We start from the raw sequence: 19,180 nt of genomic DNA, 5'->3' as shown, positions 1-19,180 counted from the left end.
GGCGTGTCAGTCGCATCGTTCACAATACCTGTTTGCTCTCTCCAAATTTATGAGTTTAATTTTTCATTGAAGGTCCGTTTGCTTACTTTTTTCTCGGCCAGCAGCTGACGCCTTTTGTGTTCGAAAGAACAGCAGGGTCAAATTCCGGATCCGTGATGCCATTGGCTTTCTGCGCGTTGTAATCTCTGAGCGCTGCAATTGCATACTTCCCGAGGAGAACAATCGCGATTAAGTTGACAATTGCCATAAGCGCCATGAAGAGGTCGGCCAAATCCCAAACAATGGAAAGGGATGCGATGGAGCCGACAAATACCATGACTACGACGCAGGCTCTGAAGATCGGAAGCGCTGCTTTGCTCTTAGAGATAAAGGGCATATTCATTTCGCCGTAGAAATAATTGCCGATAATGGAGCTGAAGGCAAAGAAAAGAACGACGATTGTCATGAAGAAATTTGTCCAGGTGCCGAGCTGACCGGCAACGGATTTCTGAACCAATTCAATACCGGTAATTTTTGCGCTTTCCCATTCCGGCGAGAGCAGAACCAGCATCGCAGAAGCGGTGCAGACGAATAGGGTGTCGAAGTAAACGCCCATGGACTGAATGAGACCCTGTTTGACCGGGTGAGTTGCGTCCGCAGCAGCAGCGGCATTCGGAACAGCACCCATACCGGCTTCGTTGGAGAAGAGACCGCGTTTAATGCCGGTCATCATGGCAGTACCGATTGCGGCGCCGGTTACTGACTCAAAATTGAAGGCTTTGGTGACAATCATGAGAAGCACGCGAGGTACTTCCGTGATGTTCATTAAGGTAATCACAAGCGCGAGCAGAAGATAAGCCCCCGCCATAAAAGGCACAATGTAGCTTGCGACCTTCGCGATGCGTGTCATGCCTCCGAAAATTACAAGTGAAGTCAGAATGGCAACGCCGATGCCGGTGTAGAGCGGGTCAATCTGGAAAGTTGTCGCAATTGAAAGCGACATTGTGTTGGCCTGCACAGAGTTAAAGATCAGACCATATGTGACGGAAATCAGGACCGCAAATACGCCCGCGAAGAAAGGGGAACCCAGCGCGTTCTTGATGTAATAAGCGGGGCCTCCGAGAAAGCCTCCGCCCGGTTTGCGAATTTTATAGATCTGCGCAAGGGTAGATTCGATAAAGCCACTTGCCGCACCGATTGTCGCGATAACCCACATCCAGAAAATAGCGCCGGGACCACCCGTGACAACGGCAATCGCGATACCGGCGATATTGCCGACACCGACTCGGGACGCTGTAGAAATGCAGAAAGCCTGGAAAGGAGAAATATGTCCGTTGGGCGGAGGCGTTCTGGATCCTTCGAGCACGCAGCGGAACATCTCCCGAATATTAGTGATTTGGACAAAACGCGAGGTAAAAGTAAACCAAAGTCCGATGCCAATCAGCATGATGATCAGAACATAAGACCAAAGAACGTCATTAATAGACGCGACAGCAGAAGCGAACCAATTCATTGACTATTAAAAAGGATAAGTATCAGGATTAACCACTAATTGTAGCAATCGCAAATTAGTGATACCGCAAATACGAACAATTTTTGTTCAGCTTTTTGTTTTCAGGGGGATTAATTTTTAAGGGATTGTGTCCTGTTCGATTTTCTTATAGTCCAATTTTCCGTGACGAGGCTCCGGATTTTTTCGACAAAAAACTTCTCGTAATAGAGCAGGTTGGTTTGAGGAGCAGATATCGAAAAAGTTCCGGGCATGCCTGAGCTTTTGAGGTTCCCTAAACATCCTGTGAGCTTTAAGTCGATAAAGAAGTAAGTCTCGGTTATAGCGTTAGGTATAGATAAATTTGCCGCGGTTTTCTATGACGGAATTTCCAACCTCATAAGCTTTAACAATGCTGATTCGACGTACGGATTTAGCGTTTACAGTAATTCTGATCACTTCGGAGTCCATCCTGCCTGCACAGCTGAATATGCGCAGGAGATAAATGTTGTAGAGCTTTTCGCCTTTCGGGCTCTTGCCGTCTTCGCTGAAAAACGGAAGTTCTTCGGATTTGGCGCCGAGGTTATGGAGGAATTCGGAGATATTGAAGCGGACAATATCAATGAGGCACGTTTGCTGAGGCAGTTCGCTGACCGACAATGAAACTTCACGACTGTAACGAAATACGGAGTCAGGCCGGAAAGCAGAAAGTTCAAACCTGCGTGAAGCGTCTCGGATTAAATCCTCAGCGCGCAATGGCAGCTCCTCTGAACGTACAAAGCCGAAATTTTCTTTGGCCGAACCGACGCGCTGATTATTCATGAAAATAAAAAGCCGTCTGTCCGGTATCCATCTTCTAAAAATAACGTTTGAGAGCCAGTCTCTAAAAATTTCTTTGAAGCGATCTTTAAAGATGTAGGCGATTACAAGCGCAAAGAATAGGTTGCGGCTCAGCGAGCCGTAGAGATCCTGGTAGAAGAAGGCGACGATCGTCGCAAACAGCATGGAGAGAGCGGCCGCTGATCCGTAGATGGAATGAGTCAGCAGGGGCGCTCCTGCCTTATATCGGATGTCAAGATAAAGACAGCTGTGCACAAATTTCTTCAGATGAGACCAGCGCAGAAGAAATGCGGATTCTTTGCTTTCTCCTTCAGGAATTTCATAAGGGAAATGCATTTGACGATAGTCTTCGACGTCTCGCCAGTGAGAGAGTATCTTTGTTCGGTTTTCTCCGACGAAGACAGCGCTCAGATCTCTGAGGCAGAAAGCGGTTTCCACCGTGAGAAATTCGTCAAGGCAGTCAAGCAGATGCCCTACATCCTTGTCATGCGTCTGAGAGGATTTAACTTTACGAAATTCTTCAAGGAGCTGCCCGACAGTGCGCAGAAAGTCATCAACTTCGTCAGCTGTCAGTTCCGAGGTTCCCATTAAAGCCCGGCATCTTTCCTGCAGAGCGGATTTAAATCTCAGACCGAACCTTTTATAAGCGGTGCTGAGCTGATTGATGTCGGAGCAGGACTGCAGCGGTTCGGAAAGTTCGTCAAAGAGCGTCTCCAAGCTGGGACTGGTTTCAGAGAGGCTCAGGTAGCACTTCAGATTGCGCTTGAATTCTTCCTTTTTGAAATTGTTTTCTGTGATCTGAAGCGCACCCGGAAAGATAAAGAAATTGTCGACTCGGTATTTGAGCTTCTTGGATTGAGCGGCGATACGGATTTTTTGTTTGATTTCGATTTGTTTTCTGCCGTGCAGTTTGATCGCGTCTGTCAGCATGGCGTGCTCCTTGGCGAGTTGACTGAAGGAGAAGAAAAGCGCCGCAAAGCTTTCTTCGGCTTTGCGGCGCGATCGGGGATTACCTCGTTAGAAGAATCCGGGCGTGATGCCGAGCCATTTGAAGTAGGTAGCTCCTGCGAGCAATAGGCCCAGCCAGTAGAGAATCGACATTACGAAGCCGTAATAGAAGGATTCTCCCATCGTGTATTTGTTGGTGCCGTAAAGCATCGCGTTAGGCTTTGCGTTAAACGGAAGACTCCAGCAGACGTTGATGCAGAGCGCGACCGGGATTGCGAGCGAAAGGATGTCGATCTTTAATTCCTGAGCAATACCGATGACGATCGGCATGAAAATAATGGTTCTCATGTTCTTGCTTTGGAAGATGAAATGACTCGTGATAAAGATGCCGGTCAGGAGCGCATACAGGCTGAAGTAGCTCATTGAAGCCAAACCGAGTCCGTCCATCATCGCCTTGGTGAGCGTGTCCATCAGTTTGGTCGCGGTCAGACCTGCACCCAGCGCATAGGCGCCTGCCGAGAAGATCATCAGGTGCCACGGAATATCCACGTCGTTCCAGTTCAGCAGCTTAAACTGCGGCGCGAGCATGATGACGGCGCCGGTCATGGCAACAACCGTTGCATTGATGCCGTGGATCTTATCGGTTGCCCAAACGAGGAGCACCAGTCCGAAGATCGCGATGGCTTTAAGTTCATTGACTTTGAAGGGACCGAGCTCATCGTAGGCTTTTTGGAGCGACTCCATGCCGCCCTGAAGTTTGGGCTGCGAGTCTTCCTTTGAGACCGGGAAGATGAAGCGCACGCCAAGCGCGTAGCCGATGATGCCGAATCCGATGACAAGCGGCAGACCGGCCATCAGCCAGTCAAAGTAATAAATGGTGCAGCCTGCGCCCGCGAGCAGCGCGATTGCAAGAAGGTTGGCGCCGGATCCGGTCATAAACGCGTTGCAGCTCGCATTGATCATGACGAGGTTATAGAGCACCAGATTACGGGAGAAATTGTTGGTGGAATCGGTGCCGGGCGCTCCGTAAACCGCAGAGATCACCATAAAGAGAGGCATCATGAGTGCGGCTTTTGCGGCTGTCGCGTTTACAAAGGCTGCCAGCAGGACGTTAATGCCGAGGAATGTCAAAAAGATTGCCGAGGCGTTTCGGCCGAATCTCAGAATCAGCCAAAGCGCGACGCGTTTCACGAGCTGCGTCTTAACCAGAGCGCTCGCAAGCACGAACGCGGAAACGTTCAGCCAAATGACCGGATCGCCTAGGGTGGCCATGGCCGGCTTTGCTTTTAAAATCCCGGTCAGCACGAGTCCGCAGATTAAAAGCATTGAGGTCACGTAGTTCGGAAGCGCTTCGCTGATCCAGAGGAAAAGCGCAGTCGCAAAAAGCGCGAACATCACCTGCTGTTTCGCGTTCAGAATAGGAATTTGGAAGACGTACGCGAGAAGGACGAACAGAATTGCGGCGATCGGCAGTCCCCATGTTCTGAAGAAAGCTCCGGTCTTTGTGAGCTTTTTCCTGTTTTCTACACTTTTAGAGTCATAAAAAAACCTTGAAGCCCGTATTATCAATGTTTCTAGGGTTTCTCTTTTTTATTTTTTTTCGTAGTAGAGGTAAATAGGTCTCTCATAGCAGCAAAGACTTTCAGCTTTCTCCTGAGTGTACTGGGCTGTTCAAATGTGTCAGGGACCGTTAACCCGACTACGGACATAATGTCCGCAACTGTCTCATTAAATCCGCTTGTCCCGTAGAACTCAACTTTTGGGGTCGGATTAATCAATGCAATTCTGGCTGAATTTAGGCTATGGACAATTTCATCCGGAGTCCTATGTTTGCCGGCTTCATTCAATTTATGCTCTAAGTATCTACTGATGCACAGCGCCAGATAACAGGTTAAGAAGTGACCTCTGACATGTTCCGGCAGTCGAACATAAACCGGCCTTGCCTGCAGAGAGCTTTTCAGGTTTCTAAAGCTGTTTTCTATACGCCACAGATTCCCATAAATCGCTAAGACTTCTTGTGCGGGAGAGTCCAAGGAAGTTTCCACGACGTGAATTCCGTCAAATTGTTCCTGCTCTTCAATGAGATTACTGTCCAGTCTGGCCGTCTCCAGCTGCATGTCCACAATCACAAAGCTTCTTCCGCCTCGTTTGAAATTGGCTTTTATGTTGGAGGGATACGCTATCAGCAAGTTGGCTTTCCTGATTAGCCTGTCTCGATCCTTTCTATCTTTGGCGGCGCGAGACGGAGTCCACGTGATTATGTATCTGCGTTTGATCGTGCTTTTAACGTTCTTTGCCGACTTAGTTGTTTTGTGATTGAGCTGATTTTCTAAATCCTCCAGCTTTTTCTCATCATTCTGCTCAAAGACATAATTCGGATATCTATAAAGAATCGGCTCCGTAACATGCAGTTCCTTGTACCAGCCTTCTTCAATGACCTCACCGTCACTGCCTGTACGGATCAGCGGCTTGCGCCCCTCAGGGTCAAGTACCTGAGCTTTGATGTCTTCACTGGCGCCTCGGATCTTTGAGGATAGAACGTAGTTATTGCCAAGCTTAACCAGTGCGTCAATGTTGGCTTTGCTGTTTAAGCCTCTGTCGGCGACAATCGTAAAGTTTGATACCTTGAACTTTTTCTTGAGCTCGGATATGAAGGGCACCATGGTTGCCGCCTCCGCCTGATTTCCTTTGAACAGAGAGTAATCCAGCGGTAATCCTTGCTGATCCGTGGCAAGAGCCATCACCACCTGTACCTCGTTGAACTTCTTATCTTTCGAGTATCCAAAGTCACGAAGTGCATCCTGGTCTGTGCTTTCAAATGCGTATGTCGTAATGTCGTACAGGCACACAGCTGTATTTCTTGTCGGGACTTGCTTACCAAACTGCTTATTAACGTAATCAATGATTGCAGATTTGTTCCTGCATAGAACATCTAAGGACTTATAGATGTGGTTGACATTGTCCGAGGAAAAGCCTAAATACTCAGCCGGACCGTGAACGGAGGAACGCAGCTTCGAGGCAGGGTTTAAGACTCTGAGAAGCACCAGATCCTTAGTTATCTTTGCCAAGTCATACTTGAAAGCGGCATCCTTAGAAATGTAGTTCAGTTTGTAATCCAGATTCAATTCATCGTAGATACTCTTGAGGATAAGATACCCGGCGCATCGGTTATCGAATCGAGCATCTTTCATTAGACTTTGGTTTTGCATCAGCTCCGCCAGCTCAGAGTTTAAGTTCTCCAGAGTGGCCGGTGTCGAGACAAATTTCCTGCCTTGGACACCGCGGTTCATCTCGTCGACTTCCAACTGAATCTTCTCAAGTGCGTTTGGATCCTTTTCAAGAAGATCTTTTTTCTTTCCAAGACGTTTAACAATCTCTCGTACCGGGTGGTTGACGCCCGGTTTTCTTACCGAGCATTCAATGTAAACACTGGCGCTTTCTTTCTTAGAGCTGAATCCGATTCTGTAGTGCATGAGTACGTACCTTGATAAAACCTCTATTATTATACTACAGGTAATACGTAGAAGTAAATAGTAAAATAAGCGCAAAAATAAGAGCCCATCGGGGCTCATGAGGCTTTTAGTTAGCTAAAAAGTGTAAAAAACAGGTGAGCTTTTTTTTGGGGAGTCGGTTTAGCGAATAACTGTTCAGATCCAACGGATCGAATTTGGTCTGGACGGTGTTCGTTGTCATAGTTTTTGCGGCGGTCGTTCAAGACCGCCGTTCCGGTTAAATCTGGTAAATCTTTAGTTCATGCCGAGAACTTGTTTGGCCGCCTTTAAGTAATTTGTGTTGGGCAGGTCGGCGATGCCAAGTGCTTCGGTGGCTTTCTTCATGCCTTCATAGTTTTCGCTTTCGCAGCAGGCAGTTTCAACCATAGCGCCGTTGAACCAAACCTGGGCGTATTCGCAGATGATGCCTTCAACGGAGAATCCGTAGCGTTTCTTTTCTACGCGCACAACCGCAAGTTCGGGGTTGTCTTTAGCCATAGCGATGAACTCTTCAAGCGTGTAAACGTCCTTGGTCAGTTCAAGCGGTACCTGCAGATGCTTGAGAATTTCCGCAAGTTCTGCCTGTTTGACCGGGAACTGGAACTTTCCTCTCGGCTGGAAGATTTCGTAGCCTTCGGGTGTTTCACCGACTTTGGTCTTGATGTCGAGCAGTCCGTCACGAACTTTGACGTTGGCTTCGTTGGTGCGGCGGGAGAGGAAATAGACTTCGGTCGGCATTATGCGGGCAGCGTAAAGTGTGGCTTTGCATTTCCACATGTGTTCCTGAACGCCGGAGATGATGTCTTTACCAAAGACACGGAATTCAGCGCGGGGGATGATTTTGGCGGCTTCGTCAGCGCTGATGGCTTTGTTTTTGTCGTAAGGATTTGTCATTTTGAGGCCTACTTGTTCCAGGTGGTGAAAGGATGAGCAACGAGGTTGGAATTGAAATAACGGGGATCAGAAGAAACTTCTTCACCGATCCATTCCGGTTTGACAAACGCAGTGTCTTCCGAGGGAATTTCAATTTCAGCGACAACCAGACCTTCGTTAACGCCGTGGAATTCATCGATTTCCCAAGTCAGGCCGTTCCCGGCAGGAATCTTATAGCGGGTCTTCTCAATGATGGGTTTTTCAGCAAGTTCGTCGAGCATCTTGACGCAGTCGTCATACGGGATCGCATATTCGAACTCGAGACGAGTGCAGCCGACCGTCAGTCCTTTGACTGTGAGGAATGCTTTGTCATTGATGGTGCGGATGCGGACAGTGCGTTCCTTAACGCTGTTCAGATAGCCCTGACGATAATGTGTACCGACAGCGCCCTTACGCCATTCGTCGCCGACGACGAGGAATTTTCTCTCAATTTCTTTTGCCACTTTATGCTCCTTGCTAAATGAATAAGTCATTGGTTAATAACGATGAGTACATTCTGAGCTTGCGGCAGAAAAATAAAAAATTATCAAATCATATACGTCTTATAAGCAATTCTTATGAGTGAATCGATTCACTTTGTTCTTTCGGCTTCATATGGTCCGAGAGAAGAGAAATGAATTCAAACGCGGCGGGCGAGAGTTCACGTTTATCGTTGTAGCCGAGGAAATAATCGGCGGTGACGGAAAAGTTTTCAACGCTGAGAAGGCTCAAAGCCTCTCGTTTGAGTTCGTGACTGACGGTAACGAGCGGGAAGGCTGCGGCGCCGAAGCCGCACGCAATCAGGCGTTTTGAACTTTCAAGACTGTTGACTTCAATGGCAGGCGCCGTGAGAAACTCATAGACGCCGACGCTCTTAAACCACTCTTCAAGTTTGGAGCGCATACGGCTTCCTCTTTGCCGCATGACGAGATAGCTTTCTGCGAATTCTTTTGGGGACAGCGGTCTTTTCAGGGCTGCGAGCGGCGACGAGGGCCTGCAGACGCAGACATAAGGCTCCTTCATAAGCAGCTTCTGCCGACAGTGTTTAAGGCCGCTGACATGACGGCTTAAAGCAACGTCAGCGACACCTTCTTCGACAAGGTGCGTGACATAGGCGGAGTCTCCCATTTCCAAGCGAATGGAAATCAGCGGGTATTTTTTGTAGAACTCGTTAATGACCGAAGAGAGGAAATAGTTGCCCATGACTGCGCTTGCAGCGATTGTCAGTTCACCGGTAAGAAGGTGGTTCAGGTCATTAAAAACGTTTTCGATTTCTCGGAAGATGCCGAAGAGTTTCTGCGTATAGCTAAAAAGGATTTTTCCTTTGGCGGTCAGTCTGATCTGGCGTTTGCTCCGATCAAAAAGCGGGTTGCGCAGTGCGTGTTCGATGCCCTGAATCTGCTGAGAAACCGCGGGCTGAGTCATGTAAAGCGCTTTGGCGGCTTCAGTGAAACTGCCTAAACTTGCGACCACATGAAACGTCTTGAGATGCTCAAGATTCATTCGGGAAATGCTGACCTGTTTATTGTGCATACAGACAACCTTTTGGTGTAAGGAAACTCATTTAAGAAAGAGGTCGGTAATAAGTTTAATTGATCAGCAGTATCGATTTTCAATCGGCAGAAATTATGGTTAGCCAAGAGGTTAGGGGAGGTGTGAGGGCCATGATCCGAATTTGAGTATGCTATTTCTCCGGACGAGACTCGTACTTGATTTCGTGTTTAATGAGGTCGCCAGGTTTTTAACCAGCTCACTTCATCTGCGTGTCACTTTTGAGTGATTTATCATGAAAAATGAAATTAAAAAGCCTCCGACAGAATCCCAAACCTTTGCTGAGTACTACGAATCGTGGTTACGTATCTACAAGAAAGGTGCCGTCAGGGAAGTTACATTTAATAAGTATCAAATGACGCTTCTTTGGGTTAGGCGTTTGATTCCGAATCTTGTTCTTAGGGATTTGACCCGACTTAACTATCAGGACCTATTGAATCGGTATGCGGAATGCCATGAAAAACAGACGACGATTGATTTTCATCATCAGCTTAAAGGCGCAATTTTGGATGCCGTCGACGATGGATTAATTGACCGAGATCCTACTCGCAAAGCCATTATCAAGGGGCGTGCGCCGCGTTCAAAAAAGGCGAAATTTTTAAATCAGTTTGAGTTACACAAGCTTCTTTCCGCTCTGGATTTATCCGCTTCTCTTAATTGGGGCTGGTTTATTCTCCTGGTTGCAAAAACCGGAATGCGTTTTTCAGAAGCTTTGGTGCGCCCCCTGTAATTTGTCGTTTAGCAAGCTTACTTGACTGATTTACCAAAAGCTTCTATAGAGAAACTTTTATAGATTGCCATGATATACGGTTACATTAGGGTCAGTTCTGACAAGCAAACGGTTGAAAACCAGCGGTACGAAATTAATCGCTTCTGCATCGAAAAAAATATGGTTGTTAACGGTTGGATAGAAGAAACAATTTCGGGAACCAAAGCCTATAACAAGCGCGAGCTTGGAAAGTTGCTTAACCGAATAAAGAAAGATGATCTCATTATTTGTGCAGAGTTGTCGCGCCTTGGCCGAAATCTTTTTATGATTATGGAGATCCTTAATTTATGCATGATGAAAGAAGCAAAGGTATGGACCATCAAGGACAATTATCGTCTTGGTGATGATATTCAAAGTAAAGTGTTGGCTTTTGCGTTCGGCCTTTCCGCAGAAATTGAACGCAACCTTATTTCTCAGCGCACTAAAGAAGCTCTAGCCCGGAAAAAATCGGAAGGAGTCATCCTTGGACGTCCTAAAGGAAGGAAGAATTCTCCTGATAAATATAAACTTTCTGGGAAGGAAAGACTCATTCAAGACCTGCTTACCATTGGCACATCTCAAAGACAGATAGCCAAAATCTGCAAAGTTGATCGCAATACACTTGCCAGGTTCATAAAAAATATGACTAGCAATAAATAATTGAGCGTTTTCGTTCAGCAAAATGCCGTCTCCAACAATTTTGCGACGTCTGATTCGTGGGTGATACTCTCGCCCATTGAGCGTAGTATTAAACGGAAAATCGAAAGTATTGGAACCCCACTCAAGGACTGGGATATTCGAATTTACCGTGGAATTCTTACTGGTTGTAACGAGGCCTTCATTATTTCATCTCAAAAACGCAATGAAATACTAGCCAATTGTGCCAATGAGGCTGAGCGCCAAAGAACGGCTGAACTTATCCGACCGATTCTTCGTGGCAGGGATATCAAGAGGTATGGATATATGGACAATGGACTATACCTTATCAATATTCATAACGGCATTCGTGGGCGTATTCCTCGCATCAAAATAGAGGACTATCCTGCTGTAAAGGCTCATCTAGACCAATATTGGGACAAGATTGAAAAGAGAGCAGACCAAGGAGATACTCCATATAATTTAAGAAACTGCGCTTATTTGGAGGATTTTTCCAAACCAAAATTGTTCTACCCCGATATTTCTCAGAACTTAACTTTTGCTTTATGTCAGGAAAAAGTTTTCTGTAATAACACGGTCTATTTTTTCTCCTCAAAATCTGAAAAACTATTAGAGTATTTAGCCTCAGTCTTGAATACTAAGCTTATGGACTGGTACTACCGGACCATTTCCGTGCAATTAGGAAGCTGCGCTGTTCGTATGTTCTCAATTTATGTACTTAATTTGCCGGTCCCCAAAAAAGTTAGCGGGAGCTTATACGAGACATTAAGTCTTACAAAGGAGGAGATCGCCTTTATAGAATCTCAATAAAACCAATCTGTTGACGTTCTTTTTCCGTAAGTTCATAAAGATCAAAAATTAAGGAGTCCAATCTTAGCGCTATTCGCTTGCATGGAACGTCTTGCATTTTGGCTACCAACTCTTTAAATAAGGCTTCTGTTGAATCATCAATTCGAATGACAGGAATCTTTTCGAAAAATATTTTTCGCAACTCTCTTGTTCCTCCTTGTAGTTCTGGGAAGTCATTGACGAAACAATATTTGAAAAGAGAAGAGTTTAGAAATGCTGTCAGAAAGGCCAAATGTTTCCCCGTAATCATGAAAGACTTATCATTTTGGTAAAAACCCCTTTTATCGTAATAAAAAGGCAAATACTTTGTCATGTTTGGGTATACAACTTTTGGCTTAAGAAAATCCTCCCAATAACTGATGCTGTCTTGTATTTCAAACCACCTATTAGGGGTTTTCTTCCGTGCCTTTTCAGGGGCATTTCCGATAACTATTCTTTTTCCTAATATCTCTACAAATTTCCCCGTTTGTGCTAATTTCTGCTGACAGAAATCTGCAAGATAGCCGTTTGCAACCCAATCATAGCCAGCAGTACGGAGATTATTTTCTGCAAAAGATAAAAAGTAATCCTTGACTGCAGGGTAATCTTCAATATCGTAGTGGCGAGCGGGGAATGTGGCAATCAAATATAAATTTGCCCACTCATATCCATATCTCTTGATGTCCCTGCCACGAAGAATCGGTCGGATAAGTTCAGCCGTTCTTTGGCGTTCAGCCTCATTGGCACAATTGGCTAGTATTTCATTACGTTTTTCGGTTGATATGATGAATGCTTCGTTGCTACCAGTCTTTATCCCATAATTAATCTGAATATCCCAGTCCTTGAGCGGGGTTCCAATACTTTCGATTTTCCGTTTAATACTACGCTCAATGGGCGAGAGTATCACCCACGAATCAGACGTCGCAAAATTGTTGGAGACGGCATTTTGCTGAACGAAAACGCTCAAATTTTTTATGCTATTTTTATCCTGTTTACTTGCACATGTACAAAGCGTTTTATGCTGATTTGGCTCCTGAGAGAACAGGAGAATGTTGGTATCAACAGTAGCGCTATCGAACACTTTTACACCTGCAAAATCTATTAACAAAATGGGATTCGTGTTCTTTGCCAAAAAATCGCGAGTTTTTTTACCATATCCCGCCCTCATCCATTTGTTGGAAGTAATAAAACAGAGATGACCTCCTGCTTTTAGCAATTGATGACCGCGTTCATAGAAAAGACAATAAATATCTCCCTTTCGTTCAAATGTTCTATAACCACTCTTTTCATATAAATTAGCCAACTTCCCTGCATTATTTTGAAGTTGTATGTAGGGGGGATTTCCTATAACGATGTCAAAGCCATCAGTGAGGCCGAACATCCATTCCGGATCAAAAAATGAACTAACACTGTTCTGATCATATGGATTCCACGATGCCAGTTGGCATGCGTCCTCCGGCGCGAAATCGTTATTTTCCGCCAGAAGCTTTACGAGGTTGGAACGAAGTAGATGGTCTTCATTGCGAAGGTCACGTTTAGTTTTAGCGGATTTTGCTTCGAAATGAAGCCTACGAACTTGTTTTAATTTTTGCTTAGTAATCTCTATTTCAGGATCCTCGAAAAGATTTCCCTGTTTTCTTCTCTTCACTGTATGCAGAGAGTCTGCAGTAACAAATTTAGTCTCTAAATTTGGAAGTGTTGGAATACCGAAATTAGGCTTGGAAGGATCCTTCTCGCAGTCACAAATAAGAGAGATGAAAAAACGAAGCTTTGTAATCTGGGACGCTATGCTCTGAATGTCACAACCATAAAGGCAATTTTCAATTATTGAAAGTTTAAGGTCATAACTTTTTTCTTCTGGAAGAATTCTCTGCAGTACATCGACTATACGGTTCAGCAACCCCATCGGGAAAGCTCCTGAGCCACACGCAGGATCGAGAACCTTTACGGCCTTTAATTTATTGGCTGTCGCCAGATATCTTTCTTCGAAATTTTCGTCATACTTAAAATTCGAAGCAAACAACGAGCGATTGAAATCGTTATCTCCGAGGTAGGCAATAAGACTTTCATCTACCATGAAGCCAACAATCTCGCGCGGAGTATAGAAAGAACCGCTCATGTTGCGTGCAGTTTCTTTGGTTTCTGGATTATAAGCGCCAAGGAGATTCTCGAATACCTTGCCCAAAAGTTCAGGATCTAATGCGATCTGTTGTTCATTGGGCGTATTTTCTTCGATGGTAAAGTTATAACGATTAAGAATTGAGAATAATCCTTTTTCTGGAGTAAAGAATAGAGCGTTTGGCACAATTGCTCGATATTTGTAGACACCGTCAGCAAGACGACTTGTGTTTTGGCTAAAACCATCAAAGTTATAGCTCGTTATACACACACCGTCAACTACTTTTGTTTTATCAAGACATTCAAAAAGGCCTCCATTGAGGAAAGGAACTTCTGAAAAAACATTTACGACATCTTGCTCCGATATACTAAACATCTCCGCGTATCGGTATAAGGTCTTTACGTCTTCTTGGTCTTCTTTTGCAAAGATTCTTTTCTTGCCATCTTCATCTACAATTGCTCTGTTAAGGGTTGCAAAAAAGAGATTTTGAAGAATCGCGTTGTAATAATTTCCCTCTGTCGTGCTGTTGGGATCAAAATCCTTAAGAATTGTCTTAAGATAATTCTCATCAAAGAGCTGGTTAGGAATAAAAGATTTTTGCTTGATAAACCAGACAAACATTATGCGAGTAATCAATCGAATAATCTTTTCTTCGAGGTCGTCACTAGCTTTTTTTTCTACAGATGCACTTTTTGGGAATGAAATTCCGCTCGACGAATCAACTGCCCAAAGAAACCAATCAAACAAATCGTTGTAGAACTTCTTCGTCAGCGCCTCAACAGAGAACGCCTCTGTGATGTCTTGCAATGTTTGTTTACTATCTCGAAGTTTTATAAACTGATCAATGGCAGTACGGCAACCGCGTCCCTCTCCAAGGAGATAGGTATAACGCATAGTATCGGTGGAGACTCTCTCATATTCTCCCCGCTTATTAAATCCCCATGTTTCACTAACGTAAGAAAATCGAAGAGCGCTCTCATTATGACGATGTGCAAAAATAAAGGCCCCAGCGTGTCCCATATCCCGCCAATCTTTTGTCAACATATCCCGGATGCTACGTTTATTTCGTTCAATGTCCACATTGTCATTAAGTTCAACTTCATAAACTGCTATAGACTCTCCGTCAGCAAGAGATATCTTGCCCAGAAGCAAGGCTTCCTTTGCAATTTTGCTACTAACGTGAACCGGAGAAGGGGCTCGCCAGAACTGAGCCTTACTGCGAAAAATATCGGTTAAAAGTTGTTGCCAAGACTCTCGGTTGTATTTAGATTCAATTATCTCTTGGTAGTTCATAATTAAGCCTTTTGAAAGGACTCAGACAGGATAATTTCCGCCTCAGACTCATGCATTTTAAGCAACGATTCTTCTGCCGTATAGTAAGGAGAATATTTCCTTGCCATTTTGATGACTTCTTCTAAAGCTTCGTCATGTGTCAAACGCGCCTTTCCTGACGTGCGTCTAAGGTCTTTTTGAATTCGTTGCAAACGCTTTGCAATATAGGTTATCACTCCCCTCTCGGCAAGTGTTTTAAGCTGTCTCAACTGAATGAGAAGGTCCGGATCATCAATTTCACGCATGAAGTTAGTAAGAAGATTGAGAGCCGTGCTTATCTGAGACCCTTTGCTTGCGGGATCGTCCTGACCATTCTCTTGAGTCTGGAGTTCACGTTGTTGCATGGAGTGAAAATATTCAACTGCCTTAGCAACTTGTTCGTGGTGTAGGGCTATCAGTCCTTCACTCTTTTCTTTTGGATGCGCCTTAAAGTACTTTAAGGCTTCCAACACTGAGATTTCCTCGGCGGAAGACGACACAAGGAGAAAAACTTTCCTAAGGTTTGTTTTTAAAAATACGACAGTGTCGTTGCTTAAGGTGACCCCGTCAATCTTTCGGGCAGCGCGACCACACCGGCTACGAATAGAGAGTCTAGCGATGCGGTTATACTCTTGTCGATTCTTGAGATAAAGTTCTCTTAGTTCCTCATAGTAAGGAAGTTCAAGATTTGCATCTTCCTTATTTCCTTCGATTGCCTCGTCAAACAGTTTTTCAAGACCTCGATCGACTATTTCATCCTTGGAATAGATTTGATTGTCTTCTCCAAATGTGGAGTGAAATGTCTGAATCTTACTCAGAGCTACCTCATTGAGGTTAATTTCACGATTACCTTCCCGAGAGGGGTAGAAAACATAATTGTAAATATGCTCAGATAACGAACCAATGCGGTTTACGCGACCAATACGCTGCATTAGTCTAGTAGAGTTCCAAGGAGTGTCATAATTTACTATGACATTGGCTCGATGCAGGTTGACTCCTTCTGCTAAGACATCCGTGGTAAGGATGATATTGTATTTGTCCAGCTTGGTTTTATAGTTCGCATCAAAATTTTCTCGAATTGCTTTGAATTGAGAATTTCTATTTTTAGCTGAAACAACAAGAAGATCCGACCGACTAATCCTTCTGGAAAGATATTCTATGGTATCTAAGGATTCTGAAAAAACCACCAATTTTTGCTGTGGGTTTTTATCTGCTTTGAATAATTCGTGCTTCAAGAGCTCCTCAAATTTTGCGAACTTTGAGTCTTCCTCATCAGATATGTTATTCCAGTCTTTCCATATCTCGTCTAGAAGCTGCTGATCTTCTTGAAGCGTTTCAATAAATTCTGGTTCAAAGTCTGACGCCTTAAATATTGCATTTTTAGGGTTGTCTTTGGCCTTTTCATTTATCTTCTCCTCAATTTCCTCCTCGGTCATTCCATTTATGTCTAAATCAGGAGCAATGTAGACCTTGCCTTTTCCTGCATCGAAAGTATCGATCATCTCCTTATTGGCTTCGCGAAAACTATTGATGGAGACTTTAAAAGCATAGAAACTGCTTTCAAGACGCTTTACTAAGCCATTCTTTCTGATTCCTGCAAGAGAGCGAGATACAAGCTCCGCATTGTCATACAAACCCTTTGAAACTTCAGGTTTAAGATAAGCAATCGCCTGATAGCGGGTATATTTTAGCTGCTTGGTAAGTATGCTCACGGTCTTCTCAAAGAGACCGGCAAGGTGCTCATTGAGTTCGTATTGATTTTCGATAGGCCGCTCGACTTTAGGGAACGCTTGAATGTCTTTGCGATAACGCGGTATAAGCTCAATATCAGTGCGAGTACGACGAACGGTGAGTGGTTTTATGATCCTACCTCGAACCCTTTTTGCGAGAGCCTTGAAGTCATCCAAACTACTGTTATGTTCCCTGCGCAATCTTTTGAATTCAGCAATTAGGGGGCTGAAGAAGGCAGTCAAGTTTGTTACTCCATCAATAGTACAGCGACGAGGATCTTGGAAAAGTAAAATCTGATTGTAAATGTCGGCAGGAGTGTTGTTCATTGGCGTTGCGGAAATAAGCATCACCTTCTTCTTATAACCTTGAATTTGACCTGCGTTAACGCGAGGCATTTTACAGATTTCCTGAAGTTGTTCAAATGCGTTTGTAGTATGCGAACGAAATTTGTGTGCTTCGTCAACAAGGATAAGATCGTACTCTTCAGCGTTCCAATAATCGCGCTCCTCCTCATCGAGGACTTTTTTGAGGCTTCCGTTAGTAATGAATTTTGCATACTTATCTATGCCAAAATCATGAAAGGTTGTCTTCCAGTTCTGCTCGACAGCAGGAGGGTATACAACTAATATTTTTGTTTTATCACGACCATTTTCTAGTAAAAACTTCTTTGCAATCATTGTTGCAATGACTGTCTTCCCCAGTCCCACAACATCAGCAAGGAAAAAGCCATCATAGCGAAGCAGTTTTTGGTAACCTTCCACAACTGCGTCAGTTTGGTAATCGTAAGTTGTGTACCCGTCAGGAATTTCCAAGGAATTTCCACTGTCTGATTCTGTAACCCTGTCCGAGAAGTACTCCATAAGCATCTTAACGTATAGTTCGTATGGAGTTACACCCCCTTTGAGATAAGTGCGATTGATACTATCTTTCAAATCATCAGCAGTTATTTCACAATTTTTAGCTTCCTCCCAAAGTTCTTCGAACTCCTTTAAAGCAAAATTTACATCTTCAAACTGAGTCAATTTGACATTAAATTCATATTGTTGTTGCTCTGGAATACCTAGACCATTGCCAGACAGATTACTTGATCCAGTAACAAGAAGCCCTTGTGTATATTGGTTAAAATCATCGGGGTAAAGAATATATATTTTTGCGTGGATTTTCCGGGAAGGATGAGACCTGACTTCAATCTTTCCAGATTTAAGGTCCTCCACCATCTGAAAAATGCCATCTTCTTCTGTTTTTGAATATCCCAAATGTTCAATATCTCTTCGAATTTGTTGGAGCAAATCATCTTTTACGGCTTCGTCCGCCCCGTAAAATAACATTCCTTCCCTAACAGCATGAAGGATATATTTATCTACATCAATACCAATAAGAATTCGAACCTTATTGATGTTATCTAGTAATGGACGTAACCGAAAATAGCCAGAGGCCCTCAAAAACCCTACTACGGCATCGAGATGCTGAATTGAAGGATTATTCGACAGCACTCCTTCGAATTCTTTGATAAGAGTGTTTCCTCTCTTGTTTGTAAATATATGGGAGTTGTTTTGAGAAGAGTGCATAAGTAGTGATTCAGTTAATGTTAAATAAGAAAAACTTTGTTTTCAGCTCCTCGGATAATCTTAACCCAGATAGATTCCGTTTTTTCACGACCTTGTAAACATGGACTCGCATCGTGTCGTTTCCTGAAATGTGTAGTCTACTTGATGTTATTAAACAGGTTGTTCACGATTTTGCGTGAAATTTAGCAAGTAAAGTTTTATTTTTACCTCCTCATTTAGTTTTTAATGCGTTAAGCGTATTGCTTAATGCCTTAAAACAATGTGTATTTGAATAAGCCGTCAAGAAACTTTCGCGGCATAAAGCCGTAACCTCGCCTTGTTCGGTTACGATTTATTCCACGATTCCTTGACTGCGCAAGACTAGGGAGCCGCTTCATGACTTCTTCGCATGTCGTCGATTTGTTAGCCTGGCGATGGATTCAAAATATCCGGATGAGACTACGATTTTGCATTTCCGTCACCTTCTTGAGAAAAACCGCCTAGACAAACAGGTCTTTGATTTGTTCACGCGACAACTTACCAACAGAGGTCTTCTCTTCAGCAAAGGTACGATTGTAGACGGTTCTTTTATTGGAGCGCCGAGTTCGACGAAAAACGCTGACAAGAAGCACGATCTTGAAATGCTCTGAGCAAAGAAAGGGAAGAATTGGCACTTCGGAATGAAGATGCATATTGGTTATGATGTTACGCAAGTGGACGAATTACGCCGCCCGATGACCGGGAAGTCCTTGGAGATTCGGGTATCTCGGAAAGGAAAAGCGCAAGAGTGCCGATCCTGAGCACGTAACCTATACGGCAGCGAAACGCTGTAGCCAAGGGAGAAGCTATCGGTACGGAGAATTACCAGCGAAAAGGTGCTGAGTTCGATTCGATGCAAGGTCGAATACGCCTTTCATCGAATTAAGGTTCAGTTCGGATATAGGAACCTAAAACGTCAGCTCTTATTTAGAGCTATAGGCTATTCATGTATAAAAACGCATCAATATCAATAAAAAAACGGCATTAGAC

Annotated in this window: 12 protein-coding genes and 1 pseudogene; 4 read left to right on the top strand and 9 right to left on the bottom strand. The window is 44.2% G+C overall.

What is annotated here, in order from left to right; genetic code table 11:
• Positions 1-82: 82 nt before the first annotated feature.
• From AC6I1F_RS07960 to AC6I1F_RS07930, 7 genes are all read right to left on the bottom strand, one after another.
• Entirely contained in the window at positions 83-1,492 is a 1,410-nt protein-coding gene (locus tag AC6I1F_RS07960; RefSeq protein ID WP_160335747.1) for an alanine/glycine:cation symporter family protein, read from the bottom strand.
• A 324-nt stretch (positions 1,493-1,816) separates the two neighbouring features.
• Positions 1,817-3,238, bottom strand: coding sequence for a hypothetical protein (locus AC6I1F_RS07955; RefSeq protein WP_251569804.1), 1,422 nt, complete (start codon positions 3,236-3,238; stop codon positions 1,817-1,819).
• An 87-nt stretch (positions 3,239-3,325) separates the two neighbouring features.
• Entirely contained in the window at positions 3,326-4,825 is a 1,500-nt protein-coding gene (locus tag AC6I1F_RS07950) for an SLC13 family permease (protein WP_497801722.1), read from the bottom strand.
• 5 nt (positions 4,826-4,830) lie between these two features.
• Positions 4,831-6,729 carry an IS1634 family transposase gene (locus AC6I1F_RS07945; RefSeq protein WP_497801721.1) on the bottom strand — a complete coding sequence of 633 codons (1,899 nt, stop codon included), beginning with the start codon at positions 6,727-6,729 and terminating at the stop codon, positions 4,831-4,833.
• A 273-nt stretch (positions 6,730-7,002) separates the two neighbouring features.
• Positions 7,003-7,641 (bottom strand): hypothetical protein, encoded by a 639-nt coding sequence (locus AC6I1F_RS07940; protein ID WP_160335744.1) that lies wholly within the window; start codon positions 7,639-7,641, stop codon positions 7,003-7,005.
• An 8-nt stretch (positions 7,642-7,649) separates the two neighbouring features.
• Complete coding sequence (locus tag AC6I1F_RS07935) at positions 7,650-8,123, bottom strand: CYTH domain-containing protein (RefSeq protein ID WP_160335743.1); 474 nt, start codon at positions 8,121-8,123, stop codon at positions 7,650-7,652.
• 112 nt (positions 8,124-8,235) lie between these two features.
• Positions 8,236-9,192, bottom strand: coding sequence for a LysR family transcriptional regulator (locus tag AC6I1F_RS07930; protein ID WP_497801720.1), 957 nt, complete (start codon positions 9,190-9,192; stop codon positions 8,236-8,238).
• 253 nt (positions 9,193-9,445) lie between these two features.
• On the opposite strand from AC6I1F_RS07930, the gene AC6I1F_RS07925 reads away from it, so the two are divergent.
• The 3 genes from AC6I1F_RS07925 (at position 9,446) to AC6I1F_RS07915 (ending at position 11,425) form a co-directional block, all read left to right on the top strand.
• Positions 9,446-9,940, top strand: coding sequence for a tyrosine-type recombinase/integrase (locus AC6I1F_RS07925; RefSeq protein WP_160335741.1), 495 nt, complete (start codon positions 9,446-9,448; stop codon positions 9,938-9,940).
• Positions 9,941-10,009: 69 nt separating this feature from the next.
• The gene (locus AC6I1F_RS07920; RefSeq protein WP_160335740.1) at positions 10,010-10,618 is read left to right on the top strand and encodes a master DNA invertase Mpi family serine-type recombinase; all 609 of its coding nucleotides are present in this window, start codon (positions 10,010-10,012) and stop codon (positions 10,616-10,618) included.
• Positions 10,619-11,425 (top strand): TaqI-like C-terminal specificity domain-containing protein, encoded by an 807-nt coding sequence (locus tag AC6I1F_RS07915; RefSeq protein ID WP_251569806.1) that lies wholly within the window; start codon positions 10,619-10,621, stop codon positions 11,423-11,425.
• On the opposite strand, the gene AC6I1F_RS07910 is transcribed toward AC6I1F_RS07915, so the two are convergent.
• Both AC6I1F_RS07910 and AC6I1F_RS07905 read right to left on the bottom strand, forming a co-directional pair.
• A complete protein-coding gene (locus tag AC6I1F_RS07910; protein WP_497801719.1) occupies positions 11,409-14,855 on the bottom strand; it encodes an Eco57I restriction-modification methylase domain-containing protein in 3,447 nt (1,148 codons plus the stop codon). The genes AC6I1F_RS07915 and AC6I1F_RS07910 overlap by 17 nt on opposite strands.
• 2 nt (positions 14,856-14,857) lie before the next feature.
• Positions 14,858-18,172: a helicase-related protein gene (locus AC6I1F_RS07905; protein WP_497801718.1), complete on the bottom strand. Its 3,315-nt coding sequence runs from the start codon at positions 18,170-18,172 to the stop codon at positions 14,858-14,860.
• 362 nt (positions 18,173-18,534) lie between these two features.
• On the opposite strand from AC6I1F_RS07905, the pseudogene AC6I1F_RS07900 reads away from it, so the two are divergent.
• A pseudogene (locus AC6I1F_RS07900) lies at positions 18,535-19,104 on the top strand (transposase); the annotation flags it as partial.
• Positions 19,105-19,180 lie beyond the last annotated feature (76 nt).

Source organism: Parasutterella sp. St.1A3 (assembly GCF_059728705.1).
Note: the sequence above shows the minus strand (reverse complement) of the source record. Positions and strands in the feature narration are given on the sequence as shown.

What these genes read in the sequence shown, in the direction of transcription:
- AC6I1F_RS07960 (WP_160335747.1), bottom strand. Translation starts at nt 1,492, where the DNA reads ATGAATTGGTTCGCTTCTGCTGTCGCGTCTATTAATGACGTTCTTTGG.
- AC6I1F_RS07955 (WP_251569804.1), bottom strand. Translation starts at nt 3,238, where the DNA reads ATGCTGACAGACGCGATCAAACTGCACGGCAGAAAACAAATCGAAATC.
- AC6I1F_RS07945 (WP_497801721.1), bottom strand. Translation starts at nt 6,729, where the DNA reads ATGCACTACAGAATCGGATTCAGCTCTAAGAAAGAAAGCGCCAGTGTT.
- AC6I1F_RS07940 (WP_160335744.1), bottom strand. Translation starts at nt 7,641, where the DNA reads ATGACAAATCCTTACGACAAAAACAAAGCCATCAGCGCTGACGAAGCC.
- AC6I1F_RS07930 (WP_497801720.1), bottom strand. Translation starts at nt 9,192, where the DNA reads ATGCACAATAAACAGGTCAGCATTTCCCGAATGAATCTTGAGCATCTC.
- AC6I1F_RS07925 (WP_160335741.1), top strand. Translation starts at nt 9,446, where the DNA reads ATGAAAAATGAAATTAAAAAGCCTCCGACAGAATCCCAAACCTTTGCT.
- AC6I1F_RS07920 (WP_160335740.1), top strand. Translation starts at nt 10,010, where the DNA reads ATGATATACGGTTACATTAGGGTCAGTTCTGACAAGCAAACGGTTGAA.
- AC6I1F_RS07910 (WP_497801719.1), bottom strand. Translation starts at nt 14,855, where the DNA reads ATGAACTACCAAGAGATAATTGAATCTAAATACAACCGAGAGTCTTGG.
- AC6I1F_RS07905 (WP_497801718.1), bottom strand. Translation starts at nt 18,172, where the DNA reads ATGCACTCTTCTCAAAACAACTCCCATATATTTACAAACAAGAGAGGA.